Raw genomic sequence first — 15,152 nt, forward strand, 5'->3', positions numbered from 1 at the left:
CCCTTAGGACACGGAGGCCCGCTCTTTTCGGGGGGAGGAGCCGGAGCCGGCGTCCTCCCCCCGGGTCTCGTCGCCGTGCCGCAGGCCCAGCGCGCGGACGACGCGGTCGGCGACGCCGCTGTGGCGGACGTGGCTGCCGCCGCGGCGGGTCTCCTTCGCGGCCTTGAGGATGCGGCGCGCCTGGCGCTCGTTCTCGGCCTCCTTGCGGAGCTCCTCGGAGCGGGCGTAGTGCAGGTAGTGCAGGTCGAAGTCGTTCATCTTCGTTCCTTCGGTGTCGGTGGCCGGCGTTTCCGGCCTGACACCAATGCTCCGGCTGAGGCCCGGGGCAACGCATCGGGCGTCCGCGTCGAAGCGGCCCTCGCCTTCCTTAGTTCGGGGCCGCCGGGCCCTCAGGCCCCTTACTTTCGGCTGAGGGGCCTTACCCGGGCCAGCTTCGAGGGGCGCCAGACGGCCCTGCCGATGTCGACGGTGAGCGCCGGGACCAGCAGGGAGCGGACCACGACGGTGTCGAGGAGCACCCCGAAGGCCACGACGAACGCGATCTGGGCGAGGAACAGGATCGGCAGGACCGCGAGCGCCGAGAACGTCGCCGCGAGGACCACCCCCGCCGAGGTGATGACCCCGCCGGTGGCGACCAGGCCGCGCAGCGTCCCCGCCTTCGTGCCGATCCGCCCGGACTCCTCGCGGACGCGCGTCATCAGGAAGATGTTGTAGTCGATGCCGAGGGCCACGAGGAACACGAATCCGAAGAGGACGACCGTCGGATCGGCGCCGGGGAACCCGAGGAGATGGTTGAACACCAGCGCCGAGACGCCCATGGTGGCGCCGAAGGAGAGCACCACCGTCGCGGTCAGCAGCAGCGGCGCCACAATGGACCGCAGCAGGGCCATGAGCACCAGGAGGATCACCGCGAGCACGATCGGGATGATCACCGCCCGGTCCCGCTCGGAGGTCGCCAGGGTGTCGAGCTGGATCGCGGTCGGGCCGCCGACGAGGGCGTCGGCGCCGTCGACGGCGTGGACCGACTCCCTCAGGCGCTCCACGGCGGCCATGGCGGCGTCGCTGTCCGGCGCGTCCTCGAGGACCGCCTCGATCTCCACGAGCCCGTCCACGACCCGGACCTCGCCCGACTCGTCGACGGCCGGGGCGGCCGCGGCGACCCCGTCCACGTCGGCGGCGGCGAGCACCGCGTCGAGCCGCGACTCGTTCGCGACGATCACCGCGGGCGCGCCCGAGCCGCCCGGGAAGTGCTCCGCGAGGACCTCCTGACCGGCCACCGAGTCGACGTCGGTGAGGAACACCTCGGTCTGGGCGGTGCCGTCGGCGCGGAGCTGCACCATGAACGCCGCGAGGACGACCAGGCCCGCGGCCGTCGTCGCCCACACGGCGCGCGGGCGGCGCGCGACCAGCCCGGCCGCGTTCGACCACAGGCGCGAGCGGCGGGCGCCGCCGCTGCGGCGCGGCCAGAACGCGGCCCGCCCGAACAGCGCCAGCACCGCCGGCAGGAACGTCACCGCGGCGAGGAACGCCGCGCCGATCCCGATGGCCGCCACCGGGCCGAGGCCCCGGTTCGACTCGAGCTCGCTGAACAGCAGGCACAGCACGCCCAGGACCACCGTGCCCGCCGATGCGGCGATCGGCTCGATCGTGGCGCGCAGGGCGCGGCGGACCGCGGTGAACCGGTCGGCCCGGCCGCCGGGGACCTCCCGGGCCAGCTCCTCGCGGTAGCGGGACACCAGGAGCAGCGCGTAGTCCGTGGCGGCGCCGAAGACGAGGATGAACAGGATGCCCTGGCTCTGCCCGTTCAGGTCGATCGCGCCGGCGTCGGCGAGCGCGTAGACGGCGGCGCTCGCTGCCGCGAGTGCGAACCCGCAGGTGAGCAGGACGAGGACCGGCAGCAGGGGGGAGCGGTACACGAGGACGAGGATCACGGCGACGACGGCGGCGGCCACGAGCAGGAGGAGGCCGTCGACGCCGCCGAAGGCCTCGCCGAGGTCGGCGCCGAGTGCGGCCTGGCCGGTGACGAGCACGTCCAGCCCGTCCGGGCGGCCCTCGTCGAGGAGCGAGCGGATCGATGCGACGGCCTCGGATTCGTCGGCGGCGGCGTCGATGAGGACGACCGTCTGCGCCGCTTCGGGAGGGGTCTCCCCGGAGAGCTGCGGCGGGATCGGCGGGCCGGCGTTGAACTCGAGTTCGGCGAGGGCGGCGCTCGCGGCCGCGAGGTAGGCGAGGTCGGCTTCACCGAGGCCGCCGCTGCGTTCGGCCACGATGACCGCCGGGGTCGCCTCGGTGTCGTCGAAGGCCGCCTGCGCCTCTCTGACCTCGGTGGATTCCGCTGAGGACGGGAGGAACGCGGAGCCGTCGTTGACGGCGACCTCGCTGAGCTTCCCGGCGAACGGCCCGGCGAGGCCGCCCACGGCGAGCCAGGCGAGCGCGAGCAGCGCGGGGAGGAGCCAGCGCAGTCGGCTGACGGGTTGCGGTCGTTCGGGGGCCATGCGGTCTCCTCGTCCAGCAGCAGGTGCTTCCATCGACATATATTTCGATGATCGAAATAGTAAGATACAGGTCGACCACCGACACGGACAGGAACCTCGCCCATGACCAGCGACACCGGCGGTGACGACGCGCCGACCGACCTGGACCTCACCCGGCTCCTCCAGACCCTCACCGTCGAGTCCGACCGGTACGCCGAGCGGTTCGGGGCCGTGCACGGGCTCCACCGCACCGACGTCAACGCGCTCTTGGTGGTCATGGACGCCGCACGGCGCGGCGAGCCGATGTCACCGGGCGCGCTCGCGCGGGAGCTGGGACTGAGCCCCTCGGCCACGACGGCGCTCATCGACCGGCTCGAGACCCTCGGACACGTCGAGCGCTCGCGCCCCGCCGGGGACCGCCGCCGGGTGGCGCTGAACGTGCCCGAGGCGGCCGTGGAGGCGAACCGGCACCTGTTCACGCCGCTGGCGATCGCGTTCGCGCAATCGTGGGCGGGGTTCACCGCCGAGGAGCGGATGGTCGTCGCCCGCTTCCTCGAAGTCAGCACCGAGGCGATGAAAGCGGCCGGCTCCGGCCGGGAGGCGCCGCCTCACGACGGCGCCCAGCGGCGACGGTAGGCCCCGTCGGGGTCGAATCGGGCCGCCTGCCGCTCGTGGTTGAACCCGCGGTTCGGCCGGGTGTCGTTGCCGGTCCCGGCGGTCCACTGCCAGTTCCCCCAGTTGTTCGCCTCGTCGAGGTCGACCAGGTGGCGCGCGAACCAGGCCGCGCCCGCGCGCCAGTCGAGCCCGAGCGTCTTGACGAGGTATCCGGCGGTGATGAGCCGGGCCCGGTTGTGCATCCAGCCCTCGGCCAGGAGCTGACGCATCCCGGCGTCGACGATGCCGACGCCGGTCTCGCCCCGCCGCCACGCCTCGAGCGCGGCCGGGTCGGACTCCCAGTCGTCGCGGGCCCCGCGCCGGTACGGGACGTCGGTGAGCGACGGGAACGCGGCCAGGACTTGGAGATGGAAGTCGCGCCAGCACAACTGCCGGACCAGGGCTTCGGGCAGACGCGGGTCGGCCGCGAGTTCGCGGGCCGACAGGCAGCCGAGGGCGAGGTAAGGGCTGAGGCGCGAAGTCCGGTCGCCGGCGAGGTCGTCGTGCCGGTCGGGGTAGTCGTCCGAGCCGGGCGCCCACGCGTCCAGGCGCGCGAGCGCGGCGCGCTCGCCGCCCGGCGGCAGGTGCGTCGCGGTGGCATCGGCGGGCGGGAGTTCGTCCGAGTCGGGGAGGTTGGGGGTGCGCAGGCGCTCGGGTTCGGGTTCGACGCCCCTCCATCGAGCCTGCGACCAGGCCCGCCAGTACGGGGTGAAGACCCGGTAGTGGTCGCCGCCGCCGGAAGGCAGGAGCCGGCCCGGCTCGACTACGGCCGGGCCGGGCGCGACGCGGAGTTCGGCGACGTCGGCGAGGCGTTCGCGCAGGCCGGCGGCGAACCTCCCGGCGTCGGAGGCGCAGACGACGAGATCGGCGCCGGTCGCCTCGCCCACGGCTGCGACCTGCGCCGCGGTGGCGCCGCGGCGGACGACGAGGTCCCCGCCGGCGGCGCGCAGTGACACCCGGAGATCGTCCAGGGATTCGAGCATGAACCGACGCTGGTTCGGGTTCGAGGCCCGCCCCGGGTCGTCCACGTACAGCGGGACGACCCGGTCGGCGAGGCGGCATGCGGCGGCCAGCGTCGGGTTGTCATGGACGCGCAGGTCGCGGGTGAACAGCAGGACGGCGGTCCGGTTCATTGCGGCTCCCCGGGGCGGTGCGGTCGGCCGGAACAGGACGACTCCGGGGCAGCCTACCGGCGGCGCACGCCCGCGGCGGGGAGCCGCGTCAGCGGGCGCGGGGCGGTTCGACCTCGGTCTGCGCCTTCACGACGCCGACCGGGCAGGACAGGCCGTTGGGCCCGTGGTTGCAGTACCCGTTCGGGTTGTGGTGCAGGTACTGCTGGTGGTAGTCCTCGGCGAGCCAGTACGGGCCGGCGGGGAGGATCGCGGTGGTGATGGGGCCGAGTCCGGCGCCGCGCACGACCGGCTCGAACGCCTCCTTGCTCGCTTCGGCGGCGGCCTGCTGCTCCGGGGTCGTGGTGTAGACGACGGACCGGTACTGGGTGCCGATGTCGTTGCCCTGCCGCATGCCCTGCGTCGGGTCGTGGTTCTCCCAGAAGACCTTGAGGAGGTCGTCGTAGTCGACCTTCCCCGGCTCGTAGACGACCCGCACGACCTCGGCGTGGCCGGTCAGGCCGGTGCAGACCTCTTCGTACGAGGGCTTCTCGGTGTTGCCGCCCATGTAGCCGACGGAGGTCGTCCACACGCCGGGGACGCGCCAGAACAGCCGCTCGGCGCCCCAGAAGCAGCCCATGCCGAAGTAGGCGAACTGCGCCTCGGGGCCCGGGGAGCCTTCGATGGGGTGCTTCAGGACCGGGTGCGTGATGCTCATCAGGCAAGTCTGTCACGCGCGAATAACGATCGCCACGTGTCGAGCGCGACCGATAGCGTAGGCCGATGGTTTCAAGGATCAATCAAGTCACGTTCGACGCCCGCGACGGCTACGCCCTCTGCCAGTTCTGGAAGCAGGTCACCGGGTACGTCGAGAACCCCGAGTTCCCGAACTCGCCTGAGGAGGAGGAGAACTACATCGGCCCGGGCGGCGGGCAGCCCGGCCTGCTGTTCATCGATGTTCCGGAAGGCAAGACCGTCAAGAACCGCCTCCACCTCGACATCTCCCCCGACACCACCCGCGACGAGGAGGTCGAGCGGCTCCTCGCGCTCGGCGCGACCCTCTACGAGGACCACCGCCGCGAGGACGGCTCCGGCTGGGTCACCCTCCTCGACCCGGAGGGCAACGAGTTCTGCGTCGAGCGCTCCGACGCCGAACGCGCCGCCGCCAAGAGCTGAGCCGGGCCGGGACCGGCGGGCGGCCGGAAACGAGGATTCCTCGATCCGCAGGCGCCCCCGGTCTCGACTATGACGCGGGGGTCCGACGCGGACCTGAACGCGAACGCGACCCCGAGCGCGACCGCGGACGGCTCGGCATCGGCGCAGCACACCGGCGAACGGCCGAAGGCGGACATACCGCTTCCGATCGGCCATGACGGTGTCCGCGAACCCCCGACCGGTCGGCGGCGTTCGCCGGCCGCCGGTCGTGAAGCCTGCGGTGCGCCGACGGGCGTACTGCCGAGCCGCCCGCGGTGCGAAGTCAGTAGGGCGTTCCTGCCGAGGGGTCGTCTACTTCTCGGCCACGGCGTCGAGTTCGCCGTCGCCGTCGGCGTCGACGACGGCGGTGTCGTACTTGCCGTCGCCGTCGTGGTCGATGAGGACGTGGTCGATGACCCCGTCGCCGTCCTTGTCGACCGCGAGCAGGTCGGCGGTGCCGTCGTCGTCGACGTCCACGTGGTACTCGACCGAGCCGTCCTCGTTGCGGCGCACGCCGACCGTCTCGTCGACACCGTCGCCGGTGATGTCCATCTTGTGTACTTCGTCGAAGCCCATGAGGCATCTCCTAAGCAAGGAAGTGGTAAGTGTCGTCTGCACGATAGCGCGCCTATCCATAGCCAGTGGTACTCGCGTCGGCTAGCTTAGGGACATGCATGACGGTCACGGGTTTTCCACACGCGCCATCCACGCCGGGCAGGAGCCGGATCCGCTGACGGGCGCGGTCGTACCGCCGATCTACGCGACCTCCACGTACAAGCAGGACGGGGTCGGCGGCCTGCGCGGCGGCTACGAGTACTCCCGTTCCGGCAACCCGACCCGGACCGCCCTGGAGACCTGCCTGGCCTCGATCGAGGGCGGCACCCATGGGTTCGCGTTCGCGTCCGGCCTCGCCGCCGAGGACACGATCCTCCGCGCGCTCCTGGCGCCCGGCGACCACGTCATCATCCCCGACGACGCCTACGGCGGCACGTTCCGCCTGTTCGACAAGGTCGCGACCCGCTGGGGCCTGCGCTACACCGCCGCCCCGCTCACCGACCTCGCGGCCGTCACCGCCTGCATGTGCGAGGGCACGAAGCTGGTGTGGATCGAGACGCCCACCAACCCGCTGCTCAACATCGCCGACATCGAGCAGATCGCCGAGCTCGCGCACCGCCACGGCGCGCTCGTCGTCGTCGACAACACGTTCGCGAGCCCGTACCTCCAGCAGCCGCTCGCGCTCGGCGCCGATGTCGTCGTCCACTCGACCACCAAGTACATCGGCGGGCACTCCGACGTCGTCGGCGGCGCCGTCGTCGTCCGCGACGAGGAACTGGCCGAGAAGATCGCCTTCCACCACAACGCGATGGGGGCCGTCGCCGGACCGTTCGACGCGTTCCTGACCCTGCGCGGGATCAGGACCCTCGGCGTCCGCATGGACCGCCACTGCGACAACGCCGAGATCCTCGCGGAGTTCCTCTCCGGCCACGCCAAGGTCGCCGAGGTCCGCTACCCGGGGCTCGCGGGCCACCCCGGCCACGACGTCGCGGGCAAGCAGATGAAGCGGTACGGCGGCATGATCTCGTTCCGCCACAAAGACGGCGAGCAGGCCGCGGTCGACCTGTGCGCCCGCACGGAGGTGTTCACGCTCGGGGAGTCCCTCGGCGGCGTCGAATCCCTCATCGAGCACCCGGGGCGGATGACCCACGCCTCGGTCGCCGGCAGCGCCCTCGAGGTCCCCGCCGACCTCGTCCGCCTGTCGGTCGGCATCGAGGACGCCGACGACCTCCTGGCCGACCTGCGCCAGGCGCTCGGCTGACCCGATCGTCCTCCAGTTCGATCCCCAGTCCCCCGCGAGAAAGGACGATCAGTGAGCTGGTCGGGAACCACCGCGCAGCAGATAGCGAAGGCGGTCCGGCGCGGCGACGCGGACGCGGCGTTCGTCGTCGACCACCACCTGCGCCGCATCGAGGACCACCGCGAGGCCGACGCCGCCCTCACCGGCGTCCGCAAGATCGAGTCGCTCGCCGAGGCCGCGGCCGTCGACGAGATCGAGAACCGCGACTCGCTGCCCGCCGCCGGCGTCCCGGTCGTGGTCTGCGAGCAGCTCCCGGTCACCGGGCACGCCCCGCGGCTCGGCTCGAACGCGGCGGTCCTCCCGATAGCGGACACCGACCACCGTGCGGTGCAGCGCATCCGCGGCGCCGGCGCGGTCGTCGTCGCGTTCGGGCGCTCCTCCGAACTCGGGCTGTGGCCCGCCACCGACGACGACGGGAACGTCCCGGGCAACCCGTGGCGGCCCGACCGCGGCATCGGCGGGCCCTCCGGCGGCACCGCCCTCGCGGTCGCCACCGGCGCGGCCCCGATCGGCATCGGCCTCGACGGCCCCGGCTCCGCGGGCGGCGTCCGCACCGCCGCCGCGGCCTGCGGGATCGTCGCCTACAGCCCCGAGCACGTCCCCGCGGACATCAACTCGGACCCCGACCACTGGCTCGGCGGCCACGTCGGCGTCATGGCCACCACGGTCGACGATGCGGCGCTCGCGTACGCGGCCCTCACCCACCGCGCGCCCCGCTCGACCGGCGACCCCGGCCGCCTGCGGATCGCCGCCACGAACATCGCCCCGCTGCCGGCCCGCGTCGACGACGACGCCACGAAGTGGCTGCTCAAGGCCGTCCGCTCGCTCACCGACCTCGGCCACGACACGTTCCGCGCCAAGCCGCGCTTCGGCGCGCGGCTCACGCCGGCCTCCTCGGGGGCCTGGACGTGCGCCGCGTACCTCCGCAGCCTCAAATGCGGCCCTGACGGCCTCCAGCGGCGCACCAAGCGCCTGGTGTCCGTCGGCGAACGCACCTACCTGCGCGGCCTGTTCGGCGGCGTCCTCGGCGACGGCAACCGCGTCCGCCGCCACCTCGAGGACTGGTTCGACCTGGAGGACTACGACGTCCTCATCACCCCGGGCCTGCCCTCGGCGCCGCCCGCGGCCAAGGAGTGGTCGCTGGAGCCGCTGCGCACCAATGTCACCCACCTGGCCTCCGCGGCCGCGTTCACCGCGCCGTTCAGCCTCGCGGGCCTCCCGGCCCTGGTCGTCCCGGTCGGCATGCGCTCCGACGGCGCACCCGCCACGGTCCAGCTCGTCGGCCCGCCCGGCTCCACCGGCCGCCTCTTCGACGTCGCCGCCCAACTCATCGCCAAACTCCGCCCCCGCCGCTACGCGCCGGGCCTCAGCTGGGACTAGCAGGATGCGGGACTTCGGACCGTGCCGGCGCACCCCGACCGAAGTCCCGCATCTACGCGAACCAAACCCCCCAGCTCACGAGCGTGACCCCGGTCTCGCGCCCCACCCTGGGACCGCCGACCAACACTGTGTAAACTAGTCCCGGTTCCAAGGTCTAACCGCCTCTGGAACGCCAATCAAGGGGCTTTGGCGCAGTTGGTAGCGCGTTTCCATGGCATGGAAAAGGTCAGGGGTTCGAATCCCCTAAGCTCCACAGATACCGACATTCGATAGAAGAGCGGTCCTCATGTTGAGGACTGCTCTTCTTGTCTTTAGCCCCTCAGACGATCCGAGGTTGGAAGCACCTCTGAATCGGGGCTGCCGGCCCGGTCGGTACGGCGGAAACCAGGTCGCCATGGCGTCGGCGTCCAGGCATTCTTGGTTCGTGCAGCGGTTGATGCGTGTCTTCGAGGATTTCGTGTACGGCTTCGACTCGGGGGTCGATGTGCCCATGGAGGCGGCGCACGCGCTGGTGCGCGGGCTTGACTCGCCAGCGCTACGGGATCTCGCGGGGCTCGATCGCGAGGAGCGCCTTGAGATCCGGGATCTCGTCACTGCGACGGCAGCGCAGCTGGGGTTCGCGATCGAGCCGTTGCAAGCGGTGTTCGAGCAGCGGGTCCGGGAGATCGCCGCCGCGTACTTGGCCGGCGAGCGCGAGTTCACCGATGCGCTGTCAGGGATCCTCGCGCTGTTCTGGCGCTACCAGGATAAGGGGATCGGGCCCTACTGCTGCGACGCCTTGCTACATCTCCAGGTGTGGCTCGATGTCCGCGAGTATGACGAGACCTTCGGGTCGGCCGAGCCCGCTGAACGCGACTTCCGCACTCGGGCCCTCGCAATGGTCGACGGCTGCCGTGCCTGCACCATCGCCTCGCACCGTCGACGGCCGAGCAGATAAGCGGGAGGCGCGGTTCAAACGCTTGATGCTGGAGAGGCTGACCCCGTATCGGTCGGCGAGGACCTGCCAGCGGGCGCCAGCTTGGTATGCGGCCGCGATGGCGCTCCTGACGCCCTTCAATGCCGCACCGGTTCACCGAGGCCGGCGACTGGTACTCGCTTGAACTCGCGACGCTGAATTTTGACCAGGACACAAACGGCGATGCGATATCGATGGCATGCAGCCTGGGGATACCACCGTCAGAGCGGATCGTCTGCAGCTACGCCGAACGCTGCAGCGACTGTTTCGATGGTGAACCGTTTGCTCAATCGGCATGCCGAGTTCTGGTTCGCGAACATGCCGGTTCGCCAGATCGCTTGGCTGGCTGGGACGGTCTTCTTCCAGTCGACGGGAACCACATACTCGGCCTCATCGTCGGTGTCGCCTGCCGAGTTGTGACGGTAGCCGCCGGCAAGAGGGAGCCCGGCGAGCTTCTGCTCTTGGCCGTCGACGAAGACCACTGCTTCGTCGAACCGTGCAGCCTCGCCGGTGACAATGCCAACGCCGACGTATCCGGTTTTGGGGATGCAGGTGAAGATCCGCGCGCCGATCGGGAGGCCCTTGAGGGTCTTTGAGTACCACGGGCTGCTACCAGCGGAGACGAACCCGTACTTGCGGGCGTCGTCCCAGGAGCGACTGTCGCCGCCCGCCCCGAAGGACACGTACCAGTCCCGTCCGTTCCATGGCTCCTTCGTGCGCTGTGTCTTGTTGTGGGGAGGAGCCGATGCGGCCTCACCTGCCACCAGCCAGGTCCGGGCCAGGTACGAAGTGCCGTTGTCTTCGAAGTGGCGAAAGAACACGACGTTGACGGGAACGCTGAAGGTCTCATTGAGGAAGCGCACGATCCGCTCGGTAGAGGGGTCAACCCATGCAGCGACGATGGTGAACACCTGAGCAGAGTTGAGCTGGTCCGGGGGCTCACCTTCGAAACGCTCTGCGAAGGCTTCGTCAAACGCGATTCCTGGACGGTACGCGTCGAAGAGTTCGACGATATGGGCGTGGTCCAGCTCTGATACCCAGGAACCGTAGTCGAGAACCTGAGCAACTACATTGCGAGGTGTCTTGTCCCGCTTTAGCTCGAGGACGTGCACCGCTCCCTCGGCATCGACGGCCAGCAGGTCGATGGAGCCGCCGTAGGCGGTAGGCACCTGGCGGCCGATGAGCATCAAGCGTTGACCGAGGATGTCGGGATCGGCTTCGATGTAGTCTTCAAGTTTCGATTCGAGCGTGACCCGGCTTGAAGACAGCCGGGTCAGACCGTTCTCATCCGCACGCCACAATCCGACTTCCAAAGTCATGCACCAAGTGTGAGTGCTGTCGGTAGCTCCTGGCAAGGGCTAGATCGGCTCCGAAACCGCGAAGGGTCGGCCTTCCAACTCCCACAACGCCAGCCAGGATGCTCCGCACGAGAGGTCAATGCCCTGCCTCTCTGCGACGACCTCTCACATACGCTTGTCTGGTCCACCTCCAGTGACAGCGTGGGTGGACGGCGGTCCAGCGGCCAGGGTCTGGAGCGGCCGACCGACCTGGTTGAGTAGATCTTTCAGCCCGGCCAGTGAATCCTCCTGCTGGTGCTGTAGACATTGCATATGGGAAAGCATGAGCCGAATTCACTCCTCAAGCGGGTGAGGGCTTCCTTGCGATGGATCAACGCTCAGTGGACTCAGCGCCCCTTGCTGGCCCACGTGCTGCTCGTATTGACCCTCGCTGCTGGGAGTGCAGTAGTTACCGGAGGAATCTTGTGGTCCGTGGCGGGCGGACCTTCACTACCTCCGATCTCAGGTGAGTCCGCTCGCCTGGAATTGATCAAGGTCTCCCTTCTCGTTACCGGTGGGATCGGTGGAGTAGTTGCGCTTGTTGTGACGTACCGTCGCCAGCAGCTCGGTGAACGAGAAGAACGGCGCGAAGACACAAGACTGATGCATGATCGGTTTAGAGAAGCAAGCGCGCAACTTGGAGAAGAGGCCGAGATGTCGCAGACCGCAGGCATCATCGCACTCGCATCTTTGGCAGATGATTGGCCCGAGCAGCGACAGATGTGCGTCGACCTGTTGTGCGCATTCATTCAGAAACCCTTGCACACCAGCACCTCTCCCTCGGAAGGCGATGTAAGTCCGACCAGTACGGACGCTGATTTGGAATCCAGCTCCTCCTACCGACTTCAAAAGTTCGCAATTTCGGAAATTCGAAAAAGACTAGATCCCCTCGCTGGCGCCATCGAAAACTGGACGGGCCTCAGATACGAGTTCTCTATTTCACATATCGACAAGCTGAATCTCTCTCATACAAACTTGACCGACTCGCAATTGATATTCAGAAATAGCTCTGCCCGTGAATCCGTTATTGATTTTTCACATTGCAAAATTTCGGGAACAGTAATTGAATTCGATGAGACCTTCAGCTTGCCTGGCGGAAAAATCTCGTTCTCGGGTGCGAAGATACATAGCTCTGAAATCAGATTCAAATCTGTGAGAACCAGAGGTGTCACGTTCGCGTTCGATGCGCTAGAGTTTTACGGTGGCCTAGTCGATTTTGATCTGGGCAGTATTGAGAACGGGCACTTCTCCGCATGGGGAGCAGAGTTCCACGGCGGGACATTCAGGGTGAATTCACTCTGCAAGAAGGTCGACTTCCATTTCAGGGGATCGGAATTTAGCGGAGGGGTACTTAAGTTTGAGCTTTCCGGCGGAAACAAGGGCTGGGTAGAGTTCCATGGCATCGACCTCAAGAAACCCCCGCAGGGAGTCGATCTGCCCTGGTGGATAGACGAGTACTCCGGGTTCGATTCAGCGATGCTCATGCAGCTGCGAGAATTATCGGCCGCGTGCCAAATCAACCCATAGCCGCATGGCATGAACTAGGCGCTTGACACTGGAGAGGCTGATGCTGTGGCGGTCCGCCAGGGTTTGCTGGCGGGCTCCAGCTCGGTATTCGGCGATTATGCTTGCCCGTGTTGACTCGGACAGGCGGCGGTTCAGCGCCAGGCCATGTCGCTGGTGGTACTGCGATTCGTGCGGTCAGGATTTGGATGGCTCCGGAATGACAGTCCGCGAAGCTGGATGATGTGCTTCTTGAGCTGGGGTGAGGGGTTCAAGTAGGCCGTTGCCAGCTCCACAGAATAAGACATAGAGGCCTAAAGCGGTCATATGCGGTGACCGCTCTTTCCATGCTTGGGTGCCTCTTCTGTCGGGTCGGTATAGCTCGGTGGCTGCTGTCGAGTGTTCCAGCTGGTCGGTATCTATCGCTGGCCGAGGGCGAGGCAGCGGCGGATTTCGGTCATGCGGTAGATGATGTGGGCGGTAGTGTCGAGTTCCTGCACACCGGGGCGGCGCGCGAGGCCGGCTGCCCACAGGCAGTGGCTCGCATGGCGGGCGGCCATGAGAACAGGCAGATGGGTCTCGAGGTCTTCTGGCAGTGGCCGGGCGATGCGGTATCCGGTGAGGAACGCATGCATGAGCTTCTCGAAGTGGGCGTAGTCGCTCAGGTTGCCCATCAGGGGTGCAAGGTCGTAGAGGTAGTGGCCCCAGCCGCACTCGTCGAAGTCCAGGACACCGATGTCCCAGCTGTGGGGGCGGCGTCGAACGGGATGGCAGTTGCCGAGGATGAAATCGTTGTGGATCAGTCCGAAGGACTCGCTGTCGTTGCCGAGTTCAGTGAAGATGGCGGCAGTCTGTTCAGCGACCGTTTCGAACAGGGCTAGGTCCTCGCCGCTGAGGAACTTGTCGATTGGCCCGGAGTTGTAGGGCGAGTGCTCGGCGGTGAACATCGCTGCGGCGTCCCAAGTCGGCAGGGTGAACCCGGCTGGGGGCGTGTAGTTCTCGGCAACACGGTGGAGGTGAGCGAGGGCCCGGCCGAACTGATAGACACCGCGGACGCCGAGCCCGCCGCCGGGGCGGCGTACTTTGCCGTCGACCCAGGTGAGCAGATCGCAGTGCGCTTCCACTGGCGCGCTGCCGCCCGCTTCCTGCGGCAGTGTGAGGGAGACGAGGAGTCGACCGTCGGCGGCGGGAACCGGTGTGGGAACCGTGACGCGCTCGGCTGCCAAGGGCGCATGGACATCGGCAAGGAAGGTCAGTTCGGCGAGGGTGTGGTCGCTGCGCCGGGCCCCGGGCCGGTGGAGGCGCAGTTCGTATCGACTGTCGTCACCGGCGATCACCTCGTGGACGCTGTTGTTCAGGACTCGGATCGGCACTACGTGGAGCGGTTCGGGCAGGTCGTATTCGGCCAGTGCTGTCATTGCGATGGACTCGAGTGCGGTCGGGGCGAGGTGGTGCTGCGGCATGGCGACTCCGTTTCGGGCCGCGGAGGTAGCGGCGCCCTGCATGCCATCCCATCAGAGCCCCGCGAACGCGGCAAGAAGATTTGTGGACCGTGCTTCCCTGATCAGGCGTTTAACGCTGGAGAGGCTGATGCCGTACTTCTTTGCGAGGGTCTTCTGGAGTTCGCCTGCTTGGTACTCGCTCACGATGGCGGCACGGTCGGCGCTGGTGAGGCGGCGGTCAAGCGCCCAAGGCTTGCCGTTCGTTGAGCGGGGCTTGGGCTGTTCGGAGATAGGGTGTGGGTCAGGATTTCGGGTGAGGTTCCTGAACAGGTCCGGGAGCCGGATTGTGTCAGCGCTGACCTGTGGCGCTGGGTCCAAGTAGGTCGTTGCAAGCTCACAGATACCGACATTCGATAGAAGAGCGGTCCTCAGGTTGAGGACTGCTCTCCTTGTCTTATCCCCTCAGACGCTCCGAGGTTTGGCGTACCTCTGAACCGGCGTTGCGGGCCCCGGTTGGTGCGGCGGAAACAGGTCGCCATGGCGTCGGCATCCAGGCATTCTTGGTTCGTGCAGCGGTTGATGCGTGTGTTCGAGGATTTCTTGCACGGCTTCGATTCCGGGGTCGATATGCCGATGGAGGCGGCGCACGCGCTGGTTCGCGGGCTTGACTCGCCAGCTCTGCGGGATCTCGCCGGGCTCGATCGTGAGGAGCGCCTTGAGATCCGGGACCTCATTCCGGTGGTGGCGGAGCAGCTCGGGTGCGGGATCGAGCCGTTGAAAGCGGTGCTCGAGCGACGGGTTGGGGAGATTGCCGCCAGGTATTTGGCCGGGGAGTGCGAGTTCACCGATGCACTGTCGGGCATCCTTGCGCTGTTTTGGCACTACCAAGACGAGGGCATCGGGTACTACTGCTGCGATGCCTTGCTTCACCTCCAGGTGTGGCTCGATGTCCGCGAGTACAACGAGCCATTCGGGTCGTACGAGGCTGCTGAGCGCGATTTCCGCGCTCGGGCCATCGCGATGGTCGATGGCTGCCGCAACTGCAAGATGGCATCGCACCGTCGACGGCCGAACAGATAGGCGGGAGGCGCGGATCAAGCGCTAGATGCTGGAGAGGCTGACTGAGGTGTAGCAAGGATCTTGGACGCGGATCTCATAACGGTTGGGTTTCAGGCGGCGCGAGCGTAATACTCGGCCAGGGTCTCGGCGGGGGTCTTGTAGCCGAGGGTCGAATGTAGGCGTTGACGGT

At 67.9% G+C, this 15,152-nt stretch carries 15 protein-coding genes and 1 tRNA gene; 8 read left to right on the forward strand and 8 right to left on the reverse strand.

Translation table 11 applies throughout. The features are described from left to right. Positions 1–3: 3 nt before the first annotated feature. Both GFD30_RS21710 and GFD30_RS21715 read right to left on the reverse strand, forming a co-directional pair. A complete protein-coding gene (locus tag GFD30_RS21710) occupies positions 4–258 on the reverse strand; it encodes a hypothetical protein (RefSeq protein ID WP_153027260.1) in 255 nt (84 codons plus the stop codon). Between the two features lie 140 nt (positions 259–398). Then, the gene (locus GFD30_RS21715; RefSeq protein ID WP_153027261.1) at positions 399–2,495 is read right to left on the reverse strand and encodes an MMPL family transporter; all 2,097 of its coding nucleotides are present in this window, start codon (positions 2,493–2,495) and stop codon (positions 399–401) included. 102 nt (positions 2,496–2,597) lie between these two features. Here GFD30_RS21715 and GFD30_RS21720 point away from each other — a divergent pair, with 102 nt between their 5' ends. Next, positions 2,598–3,110, forward strand: a complete 513-nt coding sequence (locus GFD30_RS21720) for a MarR family winged helix-turn-helix transcriptional regulator (RefSeq protein WP_153027262.1) — start codon at positions 2,598–2,600, stop codon at positions 3,108–3,110. On the opposite strand, the gene GFD30_RS21725 is transcribed toward GFD30_RS21720, so the two are convergent. Beyond that, positions 3,083–4,261, reverse strand: a complete 1,179-nt coding sequence (locus GFD30_RS21725) for a cryptochrome/photolyase family protein (protein WP_153027263.1) — start codon at positions 4,259–4,261, stop codon at positions 3,083–3,085. The genes GFD30_RS21720 and GFD30_RS21725 overlap by 28 nt on opposite strands. Positions 4,262–4,349: 88 nt before the next feature. Then, positions 4,350–4,955 carry a peptide-methionine (S)-S-oxide reductase MsrA gene (gene msrA / locus GFD30_RS21730; RefSeq protein WP_153027264.1) on the reverse strand — a complete coding sequence of 202 codons (606 nt, stop codon included), beginning with the start codon at positions 4,953–4,955 and terminating at the stop codon, positions 4,350–4,352. Between the two features lie 65 nt (positions 4,956–5,020). On the opposite strand from msrA, the gene GFD30_RS21735 reads away from it, so the two are divergent. Next, positions 5,021–5,413, forward strand: coding sequence for a VOC family protein (locus GFD30_RS21735; protein WP_153027265.1), 393 nt, complete (start codon positions 5,021–5,023; stop codon positions 5,411–5,413). A gap of 330 nt (positions 5,414–5,743) precedes the next feature. On the opposite strand, the gene GFD30_RS21740 is transcribed toward GFD30_RS21735, so the two are convergent. Then, positions 5,744–6,007 carry a hypothetical protein gene (locus tag GFD30_RS21740; RefSeq protein ID WP_153027266.1) on the reverse strand — a complete coding sequence of 88 codons (264 nt, stop codon included), beginning with the start codon at positions 6,005–6,007 and terminating at the stop codon, positions 5,744–5,746. Positions 6,008–6,101: 94 nt separating this feature from the next. Here GFD30_RS21740 and GFD30_RS21745 point away from each other — a divergent pair, with 94 nt between their 5' ends. The 4 genes from GFD30_RS21745 to GFD30_RS21760 all read left to right on the forward strand — a co-directional run bounded on the left by GFD30_RS21745 (position 6,102) and on the right by GFD30_RS21760 (position 9,603). Next, on the forward strand, positions 6,102–7,247 hold the full coding sequence (locus GFD30_RS21745; protein WP_153027267.1) for a cystathionine gamma-synthase: 1,146 nt from the start codon (positions 6,102–6,104) through the stop codon (positions 7,245–7,247). A 51-nt stretch (positions 7,248–7,298) separates the two neighbouring features. Continuing rightward, positions 7,299–8,666, forward strand: coding sequence for an amidase (locus GFD30_RS21750; RefSeq protein ID WP_153027268.1), 1,368 nt, complete (start codon positions 7,299–7,301; stop codon positions 8,664–8,666). Positions 8,667–8,846: 180 nt separating this feature from the next. After that, positions 8,847–8,919: transfer RNA gene (locus GFD30_RS21755), tRNA-Ala, on the forward strand. A 171-nt stretch (positions 8,920–9,090) separates the two neighbouring features. Further along, on the forward strand, positions 9,091–9,603 hold the full coding sequence (locus GFD30_RS21760) for a hypothetical protein (RefSeq protein ID WP_153027269.1): 513 nt from the start codon (positions 9,091–9,093) through the stop codon (positions 9,601–9,603). Between the two features lie 239 nt (positions 9,604–9,842). On the opposite strand, the gene GFD30_RS21765 is transcribed toward GFD30_RS21760, so the two are convergent. Then, a complete protein-coding gene (locus tag GFD30_RS21765) occupies positions 9,843–10,940 on the reverse strand; it encodes a PDDEXK family nuclease (protein ID WP_153027270.1) in 1,098 nt (365 codons plus the stop codon). A gap of 291 nt (positions 10,941–11,231) precedes the next feature. On the opposite strand from GFD30_RS21765, the gene GFD30_RS21770 reads away from it, so the two are divergent. Then, on the forward strand, positions 11,232–12,485 hold the full coding sequence (locus GFD30_RS21770) for a hypothetical protein (protein ID WP_153027271.1): 1,254 nt from the start codon (positions 11,232–11,234) through the stop codon (positions 12,483–12,485). Between the two features lie 395 nt (positions 12,486–12,880). Here GFD30_RS21770 and GFD30_RS21775 read toward each other — a convergent pair whose 3' ends face one another. Then, on the reverse strand, positions 12,881–13,924 hold the full coding sequence (locus tag GFD30_RS21775) for a phosphotransferase enzyme family protein (protein ID WP_194202063.1): 1,044 nt from the start codon (positions 13,922–13,924) through the stop codon (positions 12,881–12,883). A 51-nt stretch (positions 13,925–13,975) separates the two neighbouring features. Then, the gene (locus GFD30_RS21780) at positions 13,976–14,281 is read right to left on the reverse strand and encodes a hypothetical protein (RefSeq protein ID WP_153027273.1); all 306 of its coding nucleotides are present in this window, start codon (positions 14,279–14,281) and stop codon (positions 13,976–13,978) included. A gap of 189 nt (positions 14,282–14,470) precedes the next feature. Here GFD30_RS21780 and GFD30_RS21785 point away from each other — a divergent pair, with 189 nt between their 5' ends. Further along, positions 14,471–14,983 (forward strand): hypothetical protein, encoded by a 513-nt coding sequence (locus GFD30_RS21785; RefSeq protein ID WP_153027274.1) that lies wholly within the window; start codon positions 14,471–14,473, stop codon positions 14,981–14,983. Positions 14,984–15,152: the final 169 nt, after the last annotated feature.

Origin of the sequence: Glycomyces albidus, assembly GCF_009451885.1 — a bacterium.
In the GTDB taxonomy this organism is placed as follows: Bacteria; Actinomycetota; Actinomycetes; order Mycobacteriales; family Micromonosporaceae; genus Glycomyces; species Glycomyces albidus.

What these genes read in the sequence shown, in the direction of transcription:
- GFD30_RS21710 (WP_153027260.1), bottom strand. Translation starts at nt 258, where the DNA reads ATGAACGACTTCGACCTGCACTACCTGCACTACGCCCGCTCCGAGGAG.
- GFD30_RS21715 (WP_153027261.1), bottom strand. Translation starts at nt 2,495, where the DNA reads ATGGCCCCCGAACGACCGCAACCCGTCAGCCGACTGCGCTGGCTCCTC.
- GFD30_RS21720 (WP_153027262.1), top strand. Translation starts at nt 2,598, where the DNA reads ATGACCAGCGACACCGGCGGTGACGACGCGCCGACCGACCTGGACCTC.
- GFD30_RS21725 (WP_153027263.1), bottom strand. Translation starts at nt 4,261, where the DNA reads ATGAACCGGACCGCCGTCCTGCTGTTCACCCGCGACCTGCGCGTCCAT.
- msrA (WP_153027264.1), bottom strand. Translation starts at nt 4,955, where the DNA reads ATGAGCATCACGCACCCGGTCCTGAAGCACCCCATCGAAGGCTCCCCG.
- GFD30_RS21735 (WP_153027265.1), top strand. Translation starts at nt 5,021, where the DNA reads ATGGTTTCAAGGATCAATCAAGTCACGTTCGACGCCCGCGACGGCTAC.
- GFD30_RS21740 (WP_153027266.1), bottom strand. Translation starts at nt 6,007, where the DNA reads ATGGGCTTCGACGAAGTACACAAGATGGACATCACCGGCGACGGTGTC.
- GFD30_RS21745 (WP_153027267.1), top strand. Translation starts at nt 6,102, where the DNA reads ATGCATGACGGTCACGGGTTTTCCACACGCGCCATCCACGCCGGGCAG.
- GFD30_RS21765 (WP_153027270.1), bottom strand. Translation starts at nt 10,940, where the DNA reads ATGACTTTGGAAGTCGGATTGTGGCGTGCGGATGAGAACGGTCTGACC.
- GFD30_RS21770 (WP_153027271.1), top strand. Translation starts at nt 11,232, where the DNA reads ATGGGAAAGCATGAGCCGAATTCACTCCTCAAGCGGGTGAGGGCTTCC.
- GFD30_RS21775 (WP_194202063.1), bottom strand. Translation starts at nt 13,924, where the DNA reads ATGCCGCAGCACCACCTCGCCCCGACCGCACTCGAGTCCATCGCAATG.